Source organism: Chitinophaga sp. CB10 (genome assembly GCA_001870995.2).
Lineage (GTDB): Bacteria > Bacteroidota > Bacteroidia > Chitinophagales > Chitinophagaceae > Chitinophaga.
Genome location: MLAV02000020.1, coordinates 35,515 through 54,882 on the forward strand (window position 1 = coordinate 35,515; position 19,368 = coordinate 54,882).

A 19,368-nucleotide genomic window follows, 5' to 3' on the forward strand; every position below is an offset into this window, starting at 1 on the left:
CGGCTCCTGTTGGGAGCCGTTTAGAGAATGGTATTGCTGCATGAATATATTAATCACGAGAAGAATTAATATAGCCTGTAGAACAGGGCTTTACCGTTGCCGGTGCCGGTGCTGCCGGTAATGGTGATATGGCCGGTATTGCCGTTGCCATCATAGCCGGCGGCTTTATTGTAACTGGAAACGCAGTTGGTTACGGTATGCGCTACGCTTTGACCGGAACTGCCCAGTTTGAAACCGTTACCGTCGCCATTCCCGCCGTAGCCGTTGTTGGTGGCGGTACAGTTGGTGATGGTTACTGTAGAGGGCTGACCGTAGAGGTCCCAGCCATCATCTGAATTGTGGTTGGCAGTACAGTGGTCAAACTTATTGCCAGCGCCGGCAGAAAGCTTGCAGGCAAAACCATCTGCGTTTTCGCCACCGTTCTGCGTATCATAGTTGTCGTTGGAATTACAGTAGCTGATGTTGTTGTGATGCGCCTGGTTATAAATCTGCAAACCGGAATCATGATTGCCGGAAGTGGTAACATTATACACGTAGTTGTAACCACCGTATTGGAATACCAGTCCGCAATCGGGCGCATTCTTAATGGTCATGTTGGTGATATTCCAGTAACTGCCGTTACATTTTACCCCCCAGCCGGACGCAATACCTGAGCAATCCAGTACGCCGCCGGTGAAGTTTATTTTGGCGCTGGAAGTGCCGCTGTTGAGCAGTTGTAAAGTACTGGTGAGTTTAATAGTACCGCTGACGGTAATGATATCGCCTGGCTTGGCCGCGCTGATGGCGGACTTCAGGGCTGATTCCGTAGTGACGGTAATGCTGCTTTCCACGGCTGCCTTGGGTGCGGACTGTTCGCCTTCGCCGGGGCTGGGTGCAAGGTCATTTTTTTGACAACTGGCTAATGCAATGCATAGCATCATGATCATAGGGGATTTTTTCATAACTGTGAATTTTTATGTGTGGAATTTATAGACCAGGGTTATACTGAAATTCGTAAAATAAATGATCGGATGATGGGCGCGGGATTAATTTATTTACGCAATCGTTATCGGCAACGATTGCGTGAAAAGGCGGGCATGCCTCACTGCGTTTAAACCGCAGGGAAAGCATAAGCGTAGCACTTTTGCCCTGGCATATTGCATTGCCATTCCTATTAAAAGGCCGCCGGGTGGATACCTGGCGGCTCTTCATTTATCAACCTATAATCTGTGTTATATAAATTAGAATTGCTTACGTGTTAATGCATGGTTTCCGTTCACGAAAAGCATATAATTGACTGTACAACAGGCAAAAAGTTTAACCCGCTGAGGGGGATTATTTTCCGATTTTTACTGCCGGCACGGTCACATCGTCCCGCACCTCCTCAGTAGCGTTGGTGATGAGGGTGTCCCCATCGTTCAGCTCACCGAAGATCTCTGTTTTACCATCTTCGCTGCGGCCGGTAGTGACAGGCACCCATTTGGTTTTATGGTCAGCAATCTTAATCACAAATACGCCTTTGGTGGAATTCAACACCGCGGTCGATGGTACCACAAAGTTGGTGGTAGCGCTGTTGAGCGGGATATTCACTTCTGCGACCATACCAGGCAAGAGCGCTTTGTCCTCGTTTGCCACGTCGAGTTCTATATGCTGAGAGCGCAGCCGTTTGTCGAGCGCGCCTGCCATACGCACAATCTTACCGGTGAATTTGCGGTTGTTGAGCGAGCGTACAGTAAAGCTCACTTCATCCTTATCGTTCAGGTAACCGCTGTATGCTTCCGGCACGCTTACGACTAAACGAAGTTTACGTTGCTGTTGCAGGGTAAACATTGGCAGCTCAGAACCTTTGCCGGCAGGGCCTACATAGGCGCCGGTGCTGACGTTACGGGCTGTGATCACGCCGGAGAACGGCGCGCGGATGGTGAGGTAGTTTTTGTTATCTCCAATTTCGCGGAGCGCCGCCCTGGCAGCTTCGAGCTGCGCGAGGTCCGACTTCTGACGCGCAAAGGCGATGTCCAGGTCGTTCTGCGAAACGGTACCAGGCGTTTTACTGGTTTCCAGCAGACGGTCGTAATTGGCTTTACTGGACAGGTAAATAGCCTCCTGTGACTTCAGGCGGGAATCAGCGCCGGAGAGCTGGGAGTTGATTTCAGGCGCTTCCATGGTAGCGAGGAGTTGCCCTTCCTGTACCTGCGTACCCACATCAGCGTACAGCTTTTTTACAAAGCTGCTCACTTTTGCGTACAGGTCCACCTGTTGGAAGGCGATTAATTCCCCCGGGATTTTGATGTTGGAAGACAGGTTGCTTCTTTCCAGTGCGAAAGCCTGGAGGGCAGGCGCCGCTTCCGCAGCAGCAGATTTTTCATCTTTAGCATCGGAGGTACCGCAGCTCTGCAGGCCCGCAGTAAGGGCTATCGCCGATAATAAAGGAAAAAATAAACGCAGACCGCTATTCATATGATATTATTTATTGAATGATTTGTAATGTTATTTGTTAAACTTCCGGAATATAGTGAATGCTTTCTTCATCTCTCGGGTGCAGGGATACGCTCTGTGTGGAAGCGCGTTTTTGTCCCCAGGCAAACGCTAACGGTAGTATGAAAAGCGCCGCGAAGGTAGAGGCGATCAGGCCGCCCACTACTGCCCTACCCAAAGGAGATGATTGGTCGCCCGCTTCTCCGAGGCCGCTGGCCATAGGAATCATACCTACCACCATGGCAAGCGCCGTCATCAGGATCGGCCGCAAACGCAGTGCCGCTGCTTCCCTGGCCGACAGGATAGCATCCCCGTTGGATTTGCGGAGTTGCTCCGCGTTGGTGATGAGGAGTACCGCATTGGAAATAGACACCCCTACGGACATAATCATACCCATGTAAGATTGCAGGTTGAGTGTGGAGCCGCACATGATCAGCAACAGCAGGGAACCCAGCAATACCGCCGGCACGGTGGCCAGTACGATGGCTGATACTTTGAACGACTGGAAGTTGGCCGCCAGCATCAGGAATATTACTACGATTGCCACCAGGAGGCCGCTCTGTAAGCTGTCCAGCGTTTCGGTGAGGGTACTGCTCATACCTATCAGGTCCACGCTTAAACCGCGGGGGAGCTCGCCGAGGTTGGCAATGGCTTTCTTCACTTCCTTACCCGCATAACCCAGGTCTTTCTTATTGACGTTGGCTGTAACGGTAAGCATGGGCATGGCGCCGAGGTTATCGATTTCCCCGTAGGTGGTACCGTCCGTGAGGGTAGCCACATCGCCCAGCACTGGTCTGGCGCTGTTTTTCATCAGCGGGATTTCGCTGATATCCTCTTTGCTGGCCATCTTACTCTCAGGTATCAGCACCTGTACGTTATAGCTGTTGGATATCTTTTCATCCACCCAGATATTCTTTTCCGTGAAACGGGAAGAGGAAGTGGACGCCGTAAGCGAGCGGGAAACATCCGTCATATCCAGGCCCAGCTGGGCAGCGCGGATACGGTCGATGTTTACGTTTACAGCAGGATATTTAATAGATTGGCCGATCTGTACATCGCGGAGGAACCGTATCTTTTTCAGTTCATCCACCATTTTTTGCGCATACAGCTCATTTACTTTTTTATCACGGCCGGAGAACCTTACCTCTATGGGGGTTGGGGATCCCTGGCTGAGAATTTTATCCGTCAGCTCAATTGGTTCAAATGATAATTTCATCTGCGGGTTGAGCTTTGCCATCTTATGGCGGATCTTATCTTTCAGTTCATCGAGGTTGACGTGGTAGTCCTCCTTCAAGGCCACCTGCAGGGCCGATTCATGCGGGCCCGCCATCCAGAGGAAGATCGGGCTGGTGGAGAACTGTTGCGGGTGGGTACCTACGTAGGCGGAGGTGATGGAAACATTCTCCTTACCTACGATGTCGCTGATGGCGTTGGTAAGTTGTATGGTGGCCGCCTCTGTATTTTCGATACGGGTACCGTCCGGCAGGCGCATACGGATCTGGAACTGGCCGGAGTTTACTTTCGGCAACACGTCCCGGCCGATGCCGGAGAACAGCAGCACTACGATAGCGCCGGTGATGAGGAGGTAGGCGGTCACCACTACTTTGCGGTAAGGCATGAGCCGGTCCAGGAAGCGGAGGTACCGGAAACGGAGTTTTTCGAAGCGGGAAACCTTTCCGTCCCGGTTACTGTCTTCCTGCTTCAGCAGTATTTCCTTCTGATCCCAGGTATTCTTTTCGCTACCTGCCGGCAGCCCGGCGGCTGCATATTCTTCCGCATCTGTCATGATATGGCCGTCTTTCGCTTTGTGATGTTTTATTTTCATCACCCAGTTAGCCATTACCGGTACGAAGGTTTGTGCGAGGAAGTAGGATATGATCATACTGAAACCGATAGCCAGCGCCAGCGGCAGGAACAGCGATCCTGGGATGCCGCCCATGGTGAATGCCGGCGCGAATACGGCGAGGATACAGAAGAGGATCAGCAGTTTCGGGAAAGCGATTTCCTGACAGGCATCCCAGATGGCGAGGGCCTTGGGTTTGCCCATATCGAAGTGCTGGTGTATGTTTTCTATGGTTACCGTACTCTCATCCACGAGGATACCGATTGCCAGGGCCAGACCGCTCAGGGTCATGATGTTGATGGTTTGGCCGGTAAGGCTGAGGAACAGTACCGCTGCGATGATGGAAGTGGGGATGGTTAAGATTACGATCATGGCTCCGCGGGCATCGCCGAGGAACAGCAGTACCATCAATCCTGTGAGGATGGCGCCGATCGCGCCTTCGGACAGGAGGCTTTTCACGGAGTTGATCACATAGGTGGACTGGTCAAATTCATAAGTCAGTTTCACATCTTCCGGCAGCTGGGCCTGGATTTTCGGCATGGCCTTTTTCAGGTTCTGCACTACTTCCCAGGTGGAAGCATCTGCCCCTTTGGCCACACTTAAGTACACGGAGCGACGGCCGTTTACCAGCGCATAGCCGGAAGTTACGTCCGCGCCATCCTCTACGGTGGCTACATCTCTCAGATATAAATTTTGTACATCCCCCTTGAACAGTGGAATATCTTCAAAGTCCTTTACGGTTTTGATAGTGGTGTTAGCAGGGGTAATAACGTTTTTATCCCCGATGCGTACGTTACCGGACGGAGAGGTCTGGTTGTTGAGTCGCATAGCTTCTACCAGTTGGTCCGGCGTCAGGTTGTGTTGGCGCAGGAGTTCAGGATCGGCCTTGATCACCACGGTGCGCACGTTTCCACCGAAAGGCGGAGAAGCCACGAGGCCGGGTATGGAGGTAAAAGAGGAACGTACATAGACGTTCGCCAGGTCGAGCAATTCGTTGTTACTGCGCTTGTCGCTGCTCAATACCAGCTGTCCAACCGGCAGCGTGGATGCGTCGAAGCGGATGATGAACGGCGGGTTGGAGCCGGGCGGGAAGATGGCCTGGATCCTGTTGGAAAAGGCGCTTACTTCCGCGGCTGCCTGGGCCATGTTGGTACCCGGGTAGAAGTTAATCTTCATGAGGGTGAGGCCCTGGATATTTTTGGTTTCAATACTTTTTACCCCGTTTACGAACAGGAAGATATTGATGTATTGTTTTGCGAAATAGGTTTCCATCTGGGAGGGGTTATAACCTCCGAAGGGATGGGAAACGTAGATCACCGGGAGATCCAGCTTGGGGAAGATATCTACTTTGATACTCGTCACCGCTTTGATCCCGAAGAAGAACAAACCGGCTACCAGTACCAGTATGGTAATAGGTTTTTTAAGTGCAAAGCTAATCAGGTTCATAATAGTCGTTTCTTAGAAATAATCAGCATGGTTTCCGTTTATCCGTCAGCGTTATTAGTAGCTAAATATGTTGAAGTCGCCGGCGGCTGCTGCTTTCAGCAGCAGGGCCTGCCATACGTTTACATAAGCGATATCCCGGTCTGTTTGTGCGCGGATGAGCGCATAGGCTGCCTGTGTGAGGTCCACCAGGTTGGTCAGCCCGTTTTTATATAGTACGGTCTTTTGCAGGTAAGCGTCCGATGCAGCTTTCACCTGTACCGGTACTTCCCTGAAATTGGACAGTGCGTTCTGCAGCTTGGTTTCGGAGAGTGCGTATTGCGCTTTAATCTGTTGATCGGCGAGTTCGTATTCATACTGCAGGCCTTTGCTGGTTTGTTCCTGGGCCTTCACCTGCCTGGATATACGAAAAGGCTGTGAGAGGTTCCAGGTAACGCCGAGTCCTATGAGGTAGTTGCTGCGTGTGGGTTTGACGCCATCCCAGTAGCCGTGGCTGAAATCTGTCTGGTCTGAAGCGTAGCCGTTGCCGAAGCCGGAGCCGCGGGTTTGCAATACGCCTACCAGTGAAAACGCCGGGTAGTAGAAGGTCTTGGCATATTTCGCCTGTTCGTTGGAGTAGGCGATACGGCTTTTATACCATTGCAGTACCGGGTGTTTGGATTCATCGAGGCTGTCGCCAGGCAGGTTAGGTATCCGTTTTACGAATTCGGTGTCTACCACGAAGTCCTGCGCCGGTATCCCCAGCAGCTGGGCGAGTTGGTTAGCCTGCTCCTGCTCTGCATCCCTGGCTTTGGTGTAGGTGATGCGGGCGCTGGAGTACTCTGCGTTTGCCTGGGATGAGTCCACCCCGGCGATGAGGTGATTGAGTACACGGATACGCACCACTTTGCGGATGGTATCGGCACGGTCCATATTATCCTTATAGGACCGTGTGAGTTGTTTTGCTGCTACGAGGTTTAAATAAGCAGCCGCCACTTTAATCTTGTGCTTAAATATCTCTTGTTGCCAGTCTTTATCGTTCTGAGTAGCGGCTGCGACTGCGGTTTTAATTTTTTCCTTTGCGCGTCCGAAGGCGAAAAAATCCCAGTTTATATTAGTAAGGTATAATGCGCCGAATGCTGCGTTCCAGTTCTGATGGTCGAGCGGGAGGCCTGAGGAGGCGGCTGCGAGGCCACCGAAGCCATAGAGCGGGCCGTTTTGTCCGTTAATGGTTCCATAGTCCTGTTGGGCAGAGATGTTGAAGTTTGGCAGGTAATCACGGCGTGCCTGTCTTACCTGTTCGTTGGAGGCGGCAGTATAGGATTGCTTGGCCTTAATGGTTCCGTAGTTGGCGACAGCAGTGTCGATGGCTTGTTGCAGGGTAAGTACCTGCTGGGCATAGATATTACTACCCGTTATGAAAGAACAGAGCGCCAACAACAATAATTTCTTACTCCACATGATGAGTTTGGTTTTACTAGCGGTGGAAGTTCATCTGAATTTCCAGTTGCAAAGTGACCATCATATTTTGAAGTAATTTTGAAGAATCTTCAGAATTGGAAAAATTGTCCGTTTGGATTAGCTGACTGCCAACTTCGTTTCCGGGGTGGGGCAGATTTTTTCCGCAAGGGGCTTGGGTTCCGGCTGTGCGAACAGGACGCTTACCTGGTGCCAGCCGTTCATGTAATTGTAGGTCACTGAAAAGTCATTTACCGTACAAATTTGTTTGACGATGGCCAGACCGAGGCCGGTGCTTTCGCCGGACTGGTTACCTTTTTTAAAGCGGCGGAACAGCTCAGCAGTGGGCAGTTCGGGCGGATTGCCGGTATTGCTGATGGTGAAATTGTATTTGCTGAGTTCTACCCTGATCTTGCCTCCTTCCACGTTATAGCGGATAGCGTTGCTAAACAGGTTGTTGAGCAGGATTTCGGCGAGTGCCGGGTGGATGTTGAGCACAATATTTTTATCCAGTTGGGAGGAGATGGTGATGTCTTTCATTTTGACCCAGTCCTCGTAGGTGGCCATTACGCGCTTGGTGATAGCACAGAACTTAATGTTCTCTGAAGTGGCATACTCGTGGTTTTCCAGTTTGGTAAGGAGTACCAGGGATCGGTTGATATGGGAGAGGCGTTCGATGGCGGACTGCATATCTCCAATAAGCCGGGCCTGGTTATCGTCGATGGCGGTTTGGCTGAGCAGGTCGAGTTTACTGCGCACTACTGCCAGGGGCGTTTGGAGTTCATGGGAGGCGTTTTCGCTGAATTCCTTGATGGCGGCGTAGTCAGCGCGGGCTTTCCGGGCCATGGACTCGATAAAGGCGTTGAGTTCTTTGAATTCGGTAGTGGTGGTATGAGCGAGTTGTAATTTCTGGTCGCTTTTTTTAACGTCGAAATGTTTGATGATTTTGAGTCCGCGGTAAAAGGGCTCGAGGATGATCCGGGACAGGAGCCGCGCGGTGAGGCCTACACAGAGGATGATCAGCAGCATTTTCCAGACGACGGTGCTGAGCATGCCGGCAAAAATTTCTTCGGAGTTCAGTACATAATTATAGGAGGATACTTTATATATCTGTTTACCTACCTGGTAAAAGGAGGTAACGGTGATGCGGCATTCGTTTTTGGTGTGGTCTTCGTTGGGGGCTACTTCTTTCAGCGTCTGCACGCGTTCTGCCGGCATAGGGCCCTGGTAGAGACTCACTTCGATGGGGCGGCCGTGGGTGTAGTGGTCCAGTTGCACACCGGTGAGGAGTTGCTGGTACACGTGGTCGTTGACGGCGCGCATGCGGGCAATTTCTGCTTTATCGAGGTGCTTTTTGATATTGGTCCGGGATATCACCATGGTGATGGGGGTTACCAGGAAGATAACGCCGATGAACCAGATTGTTATTTTGTTAAGTAACTTCATTGTTTGGACGTATTAAACTTATAACCCAGACCATATACAGTTTCGATATAGTCTGTTCCTTCTGCCACGCTGATCTTTTTCCGCAGGTTTTTTACGTGTTGATATACGAAGTCGAAGTTGGAGAGGTTATCGGTATAATCTCCCCAGAGGTGTGCTGCGATGGCTTGTTTGGACAGCACGCGGTTTTTATTGACGATAAAATACAGCAGGAGGTCAAATTCCTTGCGGGTGACGTCGAGCGGTTGTTTATTGACGGAGGCCTCGATGGTGTCGGTATTGAGTTCAATTTCGTTGAACACTACCTGGCTGCTGGGGCCTTCCAGTTGTTTGCGGCGGTATATGGCGCGGAGGCGTGCGTGCAGTTCTGACATGTGGAAGGGTTTGATGACGTAGTCGTCAGCGCCTTCGTCGAGTCCTTTCACTTTATCGTCCAGGGCATCTTTAGCGGAGATGATGAGGATACCGCTGCGGATATTTTCCCGGCGGATTTGTTTAAGGAGTTCGAGGCCGTTGCCGTCCGGCAGCATGATATCAACGAGGATGCAATCATAGGAGAAGAGGGAGAGCTTTTCGGTGGCGGTTTCAAAGTCGTATGCGGGTTCGCATATATACTTTTCTCCTGTGAGATAGTCGGCTATACCACTGGAGAGTTCCTTATTATCTTCTACGATCAAAACTTTCATATGTACATACTTGCGCGCAAGGTCAGGTGCAAATTTATATCAATTTTGAAGTTTGAGCAATTAGTGCTTAGTATCTTGATATCAAATGAGTTATACTTTATATTTAAAACTATCCCAAAAGTCATATCACAACGACGGATGATGTACCGGCTACCTGTAGCCAGGACGATTACGGGCACAGCAGTTCGGATACCGTTGATAGTGGTATGCATGTTCCGCCTCGTATGCGGTATCTATCGTTGGGAAATGACTTTTGGGAGTAGTCTTTGGGAGTTAACGCAATCTAAAGTTAGGGGAGGCTATTTTGCCAGGTGCGATTCTTTTTTCATCAATACACTTCTCTTAAATTAATAATGGGTTAACACCTTAACGTTGGCCATGCCTTTTGAACGAGTCGCTTTTCAGGACATTCAGATTTACCTTGAATTTACTTTCAATGGAAGCTTCCAATAATTCAAAGTGGCTTATTAATGAATTTTGGGTTTCCATCATTTGATTCAGGTACTTCGAACAATCCTCCATTACTTTCCCTTGATAAGTGATGGTTTGATCCATTTTGTCGACCTTTTTGTTGAGGTCTGTAAATTGTTTGTCGACTCCTTTGAATTTTTGATCGATGCCTTTGAGTTGTTTGTCAACGTCTTTGAGTTGCTTGTCGATGTTGGTGAATTTGTGGTCGATGGTGGTGAATTTTTCGTCAACGAGGTTGAACCTTTCGTCGATTCTGGTGAATTTCTCGTCAACGAGGTTGAATCTTTCGTCGATTTTGGTGAATTTCTCGTCAACAAGGTTGAATCTTTCGTCGATTCTGGTGAATTTTTCGTCAACGAGGTTGAATCTTTCGTCGATTTTGGTGAATTTTTCGTCAACGAGGTTGAATCTTTCATCGATTTTGGTGAATTTTTCGTCAACGAGGTTGAATCTTTCGTCGATTCTGGTGAATTTTTCGTCAACGAGGTTGAATCTCTCATCAACCCCTTTAAATTTTTCATGGACTTCATTAAACTGCTGGTTCATAGTCCCTTCCAGCTTCCTCAACTTCCCGTCCATTGAATCTTCCAGCTTCCTCAACTTCCCATCCATTGAATCTTCCAACTTCCTCAACTTCCCGTCCATCTTCCCTTCGAAAGCCTCAAACTTCTTATCCATTGCATCATTTACAGCGGAGTTAACTACCTCGGTTAACATGACCTTTAATTCAACTTGGTTTCCAAACATATGTCTTGGTTTTTGATTGTGAAATTTATACTGCGAAACTAGGTATTTACAGCAATAAAAAAATCAATCCGGGAGGAAAAATTTTCCTCTCATCAGATTGATTTTCAGTTTCTTATAATGATAATTAGCGTATCACAAATCAGGGCTTCCGCTTCCCTTTAGGGATCAGCTTGGGCTGCCCGTTTTCCCCGAATGGCTCACTCAAAAATACCTTATTTACTTTTAAATCCGTCTTCTCCGTAAGCGCCGCATCATAGGAAATTTTACCCTTTTTGATCTCGTAAAACCGGGAGGCTACGTAATAGGCAGAATCGGTACCATTGTACACGGGCGTTATATCCGCGCCGCCAAATTCCAGGTTGCCATCTCCATCCCAATCCTTCACATCGGAAGCAATCGCATTCACCACCGTATCTGCCAGGGAGTGATCAATGTTGAAAACCTGGAACCGGTTTTTATTGGGAGCATTGTTTATCTCCAGGAAAAGAAAAACAGACTTTCCATCTTCCACCAGTTTATTCCGCTTGCTGGCATAATTGATATTGTCTTGCGGGAATATAAATGCCTTATTGCCATTTACGAAAATAGTGCCTTTATATACCGTAATCATCTGGGCCTGGCTGCTTTTGAAATGCAGCTCATTTTTTTCTTTCTGGGCCTGCGCAGCAAAGCAGCTGCCGAGGCCAAGGCATAGTGTAAGCAGGAGTTTTTTCATAGTATTACTAAGTAAAAGAAAAATGATGGAAGATGGAAATATTAATTACCGCTATTTTTTTTCAGCCATTCCACACGCCGCTGATCAGGCAGATGTTTTACCTTAAAGTATTCAAAGGTAGCTTCAAAGCCATTTCCATCCGGGCTCGCTGCCATCAGTCCTACCATCACGGGCTTGTTATCCTGTAACGGCGCATTGCGGGTCATAATATAATTCTTGTCGTCGAGAGAATAGAAAATCTCCACCGCATCAAGGCGGCGTACCACTTTAATCCAGATAAAAGGTGGCGCCTTGTCGAGCGTAGTCACGCTCCAATCGCTCTTCGTATGCGTCACCACCGTACTCACATTAAACTTCCCGTCTACAAACTCCACCCCTGTTTTGATATAGTTTTCATGATCAGTGCGCAGCATAAGCCCCATCTGGTCAAAACGGGCCTTGTAAGCCCCCGTCAGCTTCACCTTCGCTTCAAATTCACCACCATAGGTCGTATATAAGAACGGCGCATCATCCACGGTGAACCCGTAATGTGAAATCCGCCAGTAGTCTGACTGCGGCGTCACCTGCATTTTCAGGGTGTTATTCTTAATTTCCCATTTCTCGGGTTCATTGAACCACTGCATTTTTTCTAACGTCTGCGCTGATACGAACTTTGCTACCAGTACCAATGCCATTGCGGCAAGGAAGCCATTTATTCTCTTCATATAATATAATTGTGCAGACAAATATATAAAAACAAACCGCATAGCCCCGTTGAACGATGCTATGCGGTAAAAAATACCCCGGTGTCGATTATACGATCACCGGGGCAACAGAAATAAGTGTATCATCTTATCGAAGATTGGCGGCAGGATGGGCAACCAGTGCTGTGCCCGTGCTGGATGCTTCGTCTTTCTTCACGCCATCTACCCAAACCTCTACTTTCAAAGAGGAAGCGGCAGATGTACCGGTGGCTGTTACAACAGCCTGCGCCATCAGAGCGCCGGCAGGCACATTTACTTCAGGACTGGTCCAGGTAGTACCGGATAAGGAGGAAACACTGGTGAGTTCAGTATCATAACCATACACCGCACTGCTTATCTGAACGTCGCTGGAACCAAACGCTTTGAACACCACTTTATGACTGGTACTGGAGGGGCCGTCATTGTCTTTCTTGGAACATGCAGTAAACACCATCATCACTGCCAACAATGGAAACAGGAGCTTCTTAAATAATTTCATAAAAAAAGATATTAGTCGGTACAAAATTATTTACCTCCCCCCGGGGCAACAATCCCCGGTAAACAGTATTTCCATCTACCTGCTTTCAGGTAGATGGGAAACACCGGAAATTGGCCCGCTGCGTATTTGTTATTAATTTCCCGGTATGAAAAAGTTAGCCATCCTTGTTTTCCTATATTCGCTGCCGTTATTCGTGAATGCCCAGGCGCCAGCCAATGAAAACTCTGCGGAAAGCCTTCTACTGCGACTCAATACCGCCGGCACGGACAGTGCCAGGGCCATGCTCTCCTTTGAGCTGGCAGACCTCTGGAAGGAAAAAGACAGCCTGAAGGCCGACCGCTACCTGAAAAACGGCCTGCAGTACAGCAAGCATACCGGGATACCGGCAGCAGTATATTATTACTACGCCGGCAGGATCGCTGAACCTACCGACCTGGATAAAGCCATGTCCTCCTACCTCAAAACCGACACCCTGCTGCAACCCTATACCAGCCAACTAGCCCTCTCCTTCCGGGCAAAAGCCTGGTACCTCTATGGCGCCGGTTTGCAAAAGAAAGATGATCCTAAAGGCTTTGCCAATATCCTCCTGAACAAAGCCATTCCCCTGGCACAACAGGCGGGCGACAATACCATGGCCGGGAAAAACCTCCTGGCCGTAGCCCTGGTATTTAAAAACGCCGGCGAATTTGATAAAGCAGATACCTACTTACAATCAGCTTATACCTCCCTCAAAAAACCCGGCGTACCTACGCATGAACTGATCACCGCCTATACCACCGTCGCAGAAAATTATTCCCTCAGCGGTAAAGCCGCGGAGGCCAGGCAGGCGCTGGACAGCGCCGCAAAACTGCTGCCCGCCTATCCTGAGTCCGACTTCTACCTCGACTACTACGCGGCTGAAGGCCTGAACTATACCGTCATGGGGAAAATCAACGAAGCCCTTGCCAGTCTGGAAAAAGGCATCAAAATGGCCACCAAAATGGGAAAAGCCTACGACACCCAGCGCATGCAGCTGCAACAGTTCTACGCCTATTACAACTCGCGCCAGTTTACAAAAGCGAAAAACGTATTGCTGCCACTCTCCGAAAAACCGGAAATGATGATGCTGGCCACCAACCGGCTGCAGGTGTACTATGGTCTGGCGCTTACCTTCGAAGAACTAAAAGACTTCCAGCCGGGATATGCCTGGATGAAAAAATATGCAGAGCTGAACGACAGCCTCAGTAAAAGTCAACTCGCCAACGATGTACATGCCCTGGAAATCCGCTACCGCAACGCAGAAAAGCAAAAGGAAATCGAAGCCCTCAAAGCCAAAAACATCCAGGAAAGCCTGTCCGCCAGTAATTCGCGGCTGGTGAGCGGACTCTTTGCGTCTATCAGCCTGTTTCTGGTACTGCTCCTTGCCGCCGGGTATATTATCTTCCGTAACCGGCGTAAACTGCACGCGCAAAAAGAGCTCAGCTACCGCCAACATCTCCACGAAATAGAACAGGAACAACAACTCCGCTATAGCCAGGCTATCCTGCAGGGAGAAGAGCAGGAAAGGCGCCGCCTCGCACGCGACCTCCACGATGGCCTCGGAGGCATGATCGCCGGCGCGCGTATTAATTTATCCGCACATATAAAGAGCGGACAAACACCAGAAACAGCCCCACTTGAAAAAATCACTCAGCAACTGGATAAATCTGTGACCGAATTACGCCGCATCGCCCATAACATGATGCCTGCCACCCTGCTGGAACAAAGCCTGGAAGCGGCCATCAATGACCTGTGCGAAAGTATGATGAATGATCATACCCGCATCACTTTCCAGGCCATCCACCTATCCGACCACCCATTACCGGAGGATATCCAACTGCACATCTACCGGATCATCCAGGAACTGCTCACCAACGCCGTGCGCCACGGTAAGGCAAAAAACATTATGTTGCAGTGCAGTATCCATGATGGCAAATGTTTCATCACCGCCGAGGATGACGGCCAGGGATTCGATATTACCAACAACAGCAAAGGCATAGGGCTTAACAACATCCACAACCGCGTAGGCTTTATGAAAGGAAATATTGACATAGATTCGCGTATCAATCAGGGAACCACCGTAAACATCGAACTAAATGTCCAGTAAAGAAATCACCATATCCATCGTAGACGATCATCCGGTTGTGCTGGAAGGTCTGCATAAGCTATTATCCGCCTCCCCAGGCCTGACCGTAACCGCCTGCTATACCACCGCCAGCGAGTGCCTGGAAGCGATGGAACTGCAACCAACAGATATCCTCCTGCTGGATATCAACCTCCCTGATATGAAAGGCGCAGCGCTTTGCAAAGCCATCAAGACTATTGCACCTGCCACCCATATCCTGGCTTTCAGCAATCATTCCGAACGCAGCCTCATCCTGCAACTGCTGCAAAATGGCGCTTCCGGCTACCTGCTCAAAAACGCCAGCGCCGAAGAGTTGATCCATTGCATCCAGGAAGCCCATAACGGACTGATCACCTTCAGCAAAGCAGTGCGGGAAATCATGGCACGCCCTTCCGCGCTCGACCTGCAAGGCACGCCACAACTCACCACCAGGGAAAAAGAAATCCTGCAACTCATCTCCGACGGTAAAACCACTCCCCAAATTGCATCGCAATTGAATTTAAGTCCCATGACGGTAGAAACCCACCGCAAAAATCTTATGCATAAGTTCCAGTCCAAAAATGTGGCGGCACTTATAAAAGCAGCAATTACGCAAGGGTTTATTTAATCGTAAACGGATAAAATATTAAGCGCTTGGTTAGTTCAAGCAATTACGTATATCCGTTTACGTAATTATACAGGTTGCCCACACCTGCGTACATCTATGTAGTACTCTTCACCCGCACCTGCAAACATCCATTACTCTGATAGCGCCCTTCTTCCGACGGAAGTAACCCACATCTGCATACACCCATATAGTAATCTTCACGCCAGTAGGTCCACGCCACACCCCCATACATTCATTACCTGACACTCCCCTTCTTCCCAGCGAAAGCCCCCCACCTGCATACATCCCCCCTCCTTCCCCCCCAAAAACTCCCCATTTACGTAATAAGGAAAATTTCCACCTCCAATCTTTTCCGGATTTCGAAAATAACTTCGCAAACCCCATCCTACATTTGCACCGGAAACAGAACTTATATTCTATACTGCATGCGCACCCGCACACTGCTGCGGGATTTTTTTGCCCATACACGAACGAACTGATCTACAAAAGAATAAATGATGTACCTGAAGAAACTATTGCTATTAAGCCTGCTATTATCCCTGACGTTTACCATATTTGCGCAGTCAGGCAAAGACGCTACCATTAAAGGATTGCTGACAAATGACCAGGGCGAAAGCCTTGCCGGCGCATCGATTTCCCTGCCGGATCATACCGCCAAAACCATCTCGGATACCCGCGGCCAGTTTACCTTGCAAGGCATACGCCCCGGCAAACGCATACTGATCATCTCTTTAATGGGATATAAAAGATTACAGGCAGAGGTCAATGCCGTCGCCGGCGAAACGGCTACAGTAAATCTCCGTTTGCAAGCCGATATGAAACACATCGAAACCGTGTCCGTCATAGGCCGCACACCCTTAAAGGATGTGCAGCGGCAAGCCTACAACCTCACCGCCATCGACGCAAAGAAACTGCATAATACTACGCTCGACCTCGCACACGCACTGGACCGCGTTTCGGGTATCCGTGTCCGTGAGGACGGCGGCCTCGGCTCCCGCATGAACTTCTCCCTCAACGGCTTCTCCGGCCGCCAGGTGAAAATGTTCATCGATGGTATCCCCATGGAAAACTTCGGCTCCTCTTTCCAACTCAATAACATTCCCATTAACCTGGCGGAAAGAGTGGAAGTATATAAAGGCGTAGTCCCCGTATGGCTGGGTGCAGATGCCCTGGGCGGCGCCGTAAACATCGTTACCAGCAACGTTAAACAAAGCTATCTCGATGCATCTTACAGCTATGGCTCCTTTAACACCCACCGCTCCGCCATCAACGCTGCTTACGTGGCCCAGTCAGGATTCACGGCACAGCTCAACGCATTTCAAAACTATTCCGACAACGATTATAAAGTACGCGTACAGGCCACCAACCTGGAAACGAAACAATATTACCCGGCTACCTGGGTGCGAAGATTCAATGACACCTATCATAACGAAACCCTAATCGCCAACGTAGGCGTCGTAGGAAAAAAATATGCGGACAAACTCCTCGTCGGTATCACCCTCGGGCAAAACTATGCGGAGCTGCAAACCGGCGCACGCATGAAAACCGTGTATGGTCAGCTGCACCGCCGCGGCAACATCGTGATGCCCACCTTGAAATACCAGGTGAAAGACCTGTTTGTTAAAGGCCTTAACCTCACCGTAAACGGAAACTACAACCTGGGTACCGAACAGGTAATCGATACCGTAAGCCGCTTATACAACTGGTTTGGCCAATGGGAAGAGAATACGAAAGGCGCAGAACGCGAGCGCTCTATGTATAAATTCAAAAACAATAACGGCATTGGTACAGCTAACCTCAACTACCGTATCAACGAACACCATCTCTTCTCTATCAACAACGTATATACGACGTTCAACCGCAAAGGCAGTGACGAACTGTTCCCGGATAACGCCAGGTACGAGCAGCCGCAAAAGTCCTTTAAAAATGTACTGGGCCTGAGCTACCAATACGATTACAACGAAAAATGGACCACCTCCGTTTTCGCCAAAAACTACAACCAGGTAAATAAATTCTCCGAAAGCTACAACCCCACCGGCGGTTGGGGCGATGTGGCCTACCGGGAGCTTTCCAATAAAATGAATAACTGGGGCTATGGCGCCGCTACCGCCTACTTCATCCTGCCTACCCTCCAGGTAAAAGCTTCCTACGAAAAAAGCTATCGCCTGCCGGAAGGCGAAGAGCTGTTTGGCGACATGCAACTGCTGGAAGGCAATGTTAATCTCCGCCCGGAAAGCAGCAACAACTATAACGTTGGCGCCAGCTGGCAAACGAAGCTCAACGATGATCACCGTTTCAGCGTTGATGCAAACTTCCTTTATCGCAATGCGACCGACTTCATCCGCCCCACTCTCAACCGCAACCAGATCAAGCAGAGCAACGAAAACCTCGGCGGCATCACCAACGTAGGCGTGGACGGCGAAATCCGCTATAGCTTCAAACGCATATTCACCGCCGGGGTCAACATGACTTACCAAAACCTGCGTAACAATACCAAATTCGAATCCGGGGAAAAAACCGTGAGTCCAACCTATCGCGACCGCATCCCCAACATCCCTTATATGTTCGGGAATGCAGATGCCTCCCTCTTCTTCAGAAACGTCCTAAAGAAAGGCAATCACCTCACCGTAGGCTACAACTTCCAATACGTTCACGCTTTCTACCTCAGCTGGCCCGGACAGGGAACCGCCGGCGAAAAGCTGACCATCCCGCGCCAGTTCTGCCAGGATGTGAACCTCGTGTACAGCCTTGCCGACGGCCGCTACAACATAGCCTTCGAATGCAAAAACCTGGTGAATAACCGCAATTACGACAACTTCAGTTTACAGAAGCCCGGGCGCGCTTTCAACGTAAAACTCCGGTACTTCATCAGCAAAAAATAATTCTTAAAATATTTAATACACCGAAATGAAACATTTGAACAGGATATTGATACTCGCATGCGGCATGGCCATGTTGGGTACAGGATGCGATAAAGATGATATGGATGCGATTTACGACTTCGGCGACCGGGAAACTTCCGGTAAATACAAATACGTGATCACCGCCACCCCGGCCGGCACCACCGGCATTGCGGATTACCTCCTGAGTACGGACCAGCTGGATCAGGGCGCCATCACCACTGCCGGCAATGGTATTGAGCAGGATGGTTCCTACCGGTACTATATGACCCATAAAGGCCGGTTCTTTAGTTTGCTCTACGGCCAGGGCAACCCCGGCGCCGTAACTACCTACCGCTTTGATTCCGCAGGCGCCAAACTCCTGAAAACCTCCGAGTTTCAGACAGAAACCGTACAGGCGTTCACGAAAGTTAATGACGAGTTACTACTGATCAAGATACCGCGCAGCGGCGTGGAAACAGCGTCCTTCTACCGCATTGATGCGCTGAAATCCCAACAGATAGGCAGCGCCGCTATCAACATCGTACAACTGGCCGCCAATGGCGAGCGCGCCCACTTTACCTGGGCTACGCAAGTGGGCGATAAGGTATATGCTCCTTACATGAGTATCAAAGGCTGCTGCAATGACGCTTTTGGCACCGTGTACCCGGACAGTACCTGGATTGCCGTACTCTCCTACCCCGATCTGAAAGTGGAAAAAGTAATCCGCGACAACCGCACCAGCTACATCGGCAACTACTTCAACGATGGCTTGGGCGTAACGGAAAATGGCGACATCTACGGTTTTTCCTCCGCCGTAGCCACCAATACCAACAAGGTGATTTCTACAAAACCATCTGCTGTGGTACGCATCCTCAAAGGCACGACGGAGTTTGATAAAAGCTACTTCTTCGACGTAGAGGAAGCTTCCGGCGGTTATAAAATCGCTACGCAAACTTACCTCGGCAACAATAAGTTCCTCCTGATGATGTATGGCGACAAACACGCCAATACCGGCAACCGCAAAATGGCGCTGGTAGACGTAGTGGAAAAATCCTTCGGATGGATCAAAGGCGGCCCTGAAGATATTCAAAGCTCCTCGGCTCCTTATAACAACAATACCGGCACCGGCGACGGAGAGCTGGGATACATCGGGATTAACACCGCTTCCGGCAGCTGGGTATATAAAATCGATGTTAAAACGGCAACGGCTATACGTGGTTTGGAAGTGCAGGGCGGAAAAATTACTGCCATCACTAAAGTGGAATACTAAAAAGCA

14 protein-coding genes are annotated in these 19,368 nt (G+C 49.6%); 4 read left to right on the forward strand and 10 right to left on the reverse strand.

Annotated elements, in window-relative coordinates:
• Positions 1-65 precede the first annotated feature (65 nt).
• From BOC67_RS22380 to BOC67_RS22425, 10 genes are all read right to left on the reverse strand, one after another.
• Positions 66-941, reverse strand: a complete 876-nt coding sequence (locus BOC67_RS22380) for a right-handed parallel beta-helix repeat-containing protein (RefSeq protein ID WP_291913853.1) — start codon at positions 939-941, stop codon at positions 66-68.
• 373 nt (positions 942-1,314) lie between these two features.
• Positions 1,315-2,436, reverse strand: coding sequence for an efflux RND transporter periplasmic adaptor subunit (locus BOC67_RS22385; protein ID WP_291913856.1), 1,122 nt, complete (start codon positions 2,434-2,436; stop codon positions 1,315-1,317).
• Between the two features lie 37 nt (positions 2,437-2,473).
• Positions 2,474-5,743 (reverse strand): efflux RND transporter permease subunit, encoded by a 3,270-nt coding sequence (locus BOC67_RS22390; RefSeq protein ID WP_291913859.1) that lies wholly within the window; start codon positions 5,741-5,743, stop codon positions 2,474-2,476.
• 54 nt (positions 5,744-5,797) lie between these two features.
• Positions 5,798-7,180 (reverse strand): TolC family protein, encoded by a 1,383-nt coding sequence (locus BOC67_RS22395; protein WP_291913861.1) that lies wholly within the window; start codon positions 7,178-7,180, stop codon positions 5,798-5,800.
• A 117-nt stretch (positions 7,181-7,297) separates the two neighbouring features.
• A complete protein-coding gene (locus tag BOC67_RS22400; protein WP_291913863.1) occupies positions 7,298-8,623 on the reverse strand; it encodes a HAMP domain-containing sensor histidine kinase in 1,326 nt (441 codons plus the stop codon).
• Complete coding sequence (locus tag BOC67_RS22405; RefSeq protein ID WP_291913865.1) at positions 8,620-9,306, reverse strand: response regulator transcription factor; 687 nt, start codon at positions 9,304-9,306, stop codon at positions 8,620-8,622. The genes BOC67_RS22400 and BOC67_RS22405 overlap by 4 nt, the downstream gene beginning before the upstream one ends.
• Before the next feature lie 366 nt (positions 9,307-9,672).
• Positions 9,673-10,401 (reverse strand): hypothetical protein, encoded by a 729-nt coding sequence (locus BOC67_RS22410; protein WP_291913868.1) that lies wholly within the window; start codon positions 10,399-10,401, stop codon positions 9,673-9,675.
• A gap of 262 nt (positions 10,402-10,663) precedes the next feature.
• On the reverse strand, positions 10,664-11,239 hold the full coding sequence (locus BOC67_RS22415) for a hypothetical protein (protein ID WP_291913870.1): 576 nt from the start codon (positions 11,237-11,239) through the stop codon (positions 10,664-10,666).
• A 41-nt stretch (positions 11,240-11,280) separates the two neighbouring features.
• Positions 11,281-11,943 carry a DUF1349 domain-containing protein gene (locus tag BOC67_RS22420; RefSeq protein WP_291913872.1) on the reverse strand — a complete coding sequence of 221 codons (663 nt, stop codon included), beginning with the start codon at positions 11,941-11,943 and terminating at the stop codon, positions 11,281-11,283.
• 127 nt (positions 11,944-12,070) lie between these two features.
• Entirely contained in the window at positions 12,071-12,460 is a 390-nt protein-coding gene (locus tag BOC67_RS22425) for a hypothetical protein (protein ID WP_291913874.1), read from the reverse strand.
• A gap of 145 nt (positions 12,461-12,605) precedes the next feature.
• Between BOC67_RS22425 and BOC67_RS22430 the strand changes: the two genes are divergently transcribed.
• From BOC67_RS22430 to BOC67_RS22445, 4 genes are all read left to right on the forward strand, one after another.
• Positions 12,606-14,585, forward strand: coding sequence for a sensor histidine kinase (locus BOC67_RS22430; RefSeq protein WP_291913876.1), 1,980 nt, complete (start codon positions 12,606-12,608; stop codon positions 14,583-14,585).
• Positions 14,575-15,210, forward strand: a complete 636-nt coding sequence (locus BOC67_RS22435) for a response regulator transcription factor (RefSeq protein ID WP_291913878.1) — start codon at positions 14,575-14,577, stop codon at positions 15,208-15,210. The genes BOC67_RS22430 and BOC67_RS22435 overlap by 11 nt, the downstream gene beginning before the upstream one ends.
• 494 nt (positions 15,211-15,704) lie before the next feature.
• A complete protein-coding gene (locus tag BOC67_RS22440; RefSeq protein ID WP_291913879.1) occupies positions 15,705-18,092 on the forward strand; it encodes a TonB-dependent receptor in 2,388 nt (795 codons plus the stop codon).
• A gap of 25 nt (positions 18,093-18,117) precedes the next feature.
• On the forward strand, positions 18,118-19,362 hold the full coding sequence (locus BOC67_RS22445; protein WP_291913881.1) for a DUF4374 domain-containing protein: 1,245 nt from the start codon (positions 18,118-18,120) through the stop codon (positions 19,360-19,362).
• Positions 19,363-19,368 lie beyond the last annotated feature (6 nt).

Bases quoted from the DNA above. Each gene is read 5' to 3' on its own strand.
- BOC67_RS22405 (WP_291913865.1), bottom strand. From the start codon at position 9,306: ATGAAAGTTTTGATCGTAGAAGATAATAAGGAACTCTCCAGTGGTATA.
- BOC67_RS22395 (WP_291913861.1), bottom strand. From the start codon at position 7,180: ATGTGGAGTAAGAAATTATTGTTGTTGGCGCTCTGTTCTTTCATAACG.
- BOC67_RS22400 (WP_291913863.1), bottom strand. From the start codon at position 8,623: ATGAAGTTACTTAACAAAATAACAATCTGGTTCATCGGCGTTATCTTC.
- BOC67_RS22425 (WP_291913874.1), bottom strand. From the start codon at position 12,460: ATGAAATTATTTAAGAAGCTCCTGTTTCCATTGTTGGCAGTGATGATG.
- BOC67_RS22380 (WP_291913853.1), bottom strand. From the start codon at position 941: ATGAAAAAATCCCCTATGATCATGATGCTATGCATTGCATTAGCCAGT.
- BOC67_RS22415 (WP_291913870.1), bottom strand. From the start codon at position 11,239: ATGAAAAAACTCCTGCTTACACTATGCCTTGGCCTCGGCAGCTGCTTT.
- BOC67_RS22420 (WP_291913872.1), bottom strand. From the start codon at position 11,943: ATGAAGAGAATAAATGGCTTCCTTGCCGCAATGGCATTGGTACTGGTA.
- BOC67_RS22430 (WP_291913876.1), top strand. From the start codon at position 12,606: ATGAAAAAGTTAGCCATCCTTGTTTTCCTATATTCGCTGCCGTTATTC.
- BOC67_RS22390 (WP_291913859.1), bottom strand. From the start codon at position 5,743: ATGAACCTGATTAGCTTTGCACTTAAAAAACCTATTACCATACTGGTA.
- BOC67_RS22435 (WP_291913878.1), top strand. From the start codon at position 14,575: ATGTCCAGTAAAGAAATCACCATATCCATCGTAGACGATCATCCGGTT.
- BOC67_RS22440 (WP_291913879.1), top strand. From the start codon at position 15,705: ATGATGTACCTGAAGAAACTATTGCTATTAAGCCTGCTATTATCCCTG.
- BOC67_RS22385 (WP_291913856.1), bottom strand. From the start codon at position 2,436: ATGAATAGCGGTCTGCGTTTATTTTTTCCTTTATTATCGGCGATAGCC.
- BOC67_RS22445 (WP_291913881.1), top strand. From the start codon at position 18,118: ATGAAACATTTGAACAGGATATTGATACTCGCATGCGGCATGGCCATG.